This window comes from Vibrio sp. S12_S33 (genome assembly GCF_963889785.1).
In the GTDB taxonomy this organism is placed as follows: domain Bacteria; phylum Pseudomonadota; class Gammaproteobacteria; order Enterobacterales; family Vibrionaceae; genus Vibrio; species Vibrio aestuarianus.
The window spans coordinates 1-1,373 of record NZ_CAWPQZ010000145.1; the positions used below are offsets into that span (position 1 = coordinate 1).

The 1,373-nt window shown below is 41.5% G+C and carries 1 pseudogene; it reads right to left on the minus strand.

Annotated elements, in window-relative coordinates:
- Window positions 1-1,212: 1,212 nt before the first annotated feature.
- A pseudogene (locus AACW06_RS19510) lies at window positions 1,213-1,373 on the minus strand (pentapeptide repeat-containing protein); the annotation flags it as partial.

A 1,373-nucleotide genomic window follows, 5' to 3' on the forward strand; every position in this document is an offset into this window, starting at 1 on the left:
TCACATAACGCCCAATTAAGTGGTGAACAACGCACTGGCCAAGCCGCTGCATTGCACCATAAAACACTTTACTCAACGCATAGTAAAACTGCCACGCGTTGAGAATCCACTTGAATTGTTTGTTATGAGCGTACTTACGTTACCCACTTACCAAACAAAAAGTTTGAAGCAAATAAGGATAATTGCAACTATTACAAGGCCAATCCAACCGATTGTTCGTGTTACTAATTCCGGTGATTGAGTATTGAAATGAGGGAATAGAATAGCCCCAAAAGATAACAGTGGTACAAAACCGTATATCAGCCCCATTTGTGATGATGTACCCAAAGGGAAAGGCGGAACAAACAAATACAAAATCGTATACGCAATATACAGAAGCATTGCGATACATGCTTCCCTTACCGATGTGTCACTTTCGCCATACCAAAAGTAAAACCCGACAATGACACAAAACACTGCCACACTGATCAAAAGCACAATTCTCCTATTTTCCCTTTAGCTCATAACGCCCAATTAAGGGGTGAGCAACGCCTCCACCCAAACCTAAAGCATTGTGCCATAAACACTAAATTTGAAGTAGAAGCAAAAGTGCCAAGCGTTGAGAATCCCTCTTAAATTGCTTGTTATGTTTTACCACAAATGACTGATTTATTTGGCAAAGAACTGCACTGTTGACCGCACTTCAAGAAGTCAGTCACACGCCCAAACTCACTTAGCCTACAGATGCACGAAACAACAAGCGCGTAAGTCCACTTCCCTGCCCAATGAGGCAACCCGACAAACGTTCAACAAGCGCCCTCTCTTTCCAACCACAGCGCAGAACAATGGTAAATTGCCGAGGCAACTGCCAAGCTGACATGTTACTTGGCTAATACGTTCAAAGCGACTTAGAGCCAGTGAGATTTGAAGCCAACTGCCACAGCCTGCAAATGAAGCAACCCACGAATATTGGCATGTTTTACGGGCTGAGAAATTCACGAATTTAAGCCGACAATGCGGATTTGCTGAGGCAACTCGAACGAATGGTTAAAGGGACAAAGAACAGAGATCGAAGAGTTTTTAAGCCATTGAAATACAAGTAAACATAACGCCCAATTAAGGGGTGAACAACGCTACCACCTAACCTAAAGCATTGTGCTATAAACACTAAAATCAAAGTAGAGCCAAAAATGGCAAGCGTTGAGAATCCCTCTTAAATTGCTTGTTAGGCTATTAATCCACCAATTCAATACCTAAGCTTTCTAACAAGCTCAACGCTTCATATCGTGAAAACTTAGCCTTTTTAACGTTATTTTCTAATACGTCAATTGAGTATGCTGTTGATTCACTGAAATCAACACCTTGCAAATTTGTTCTCATAAATAAACTGTAGC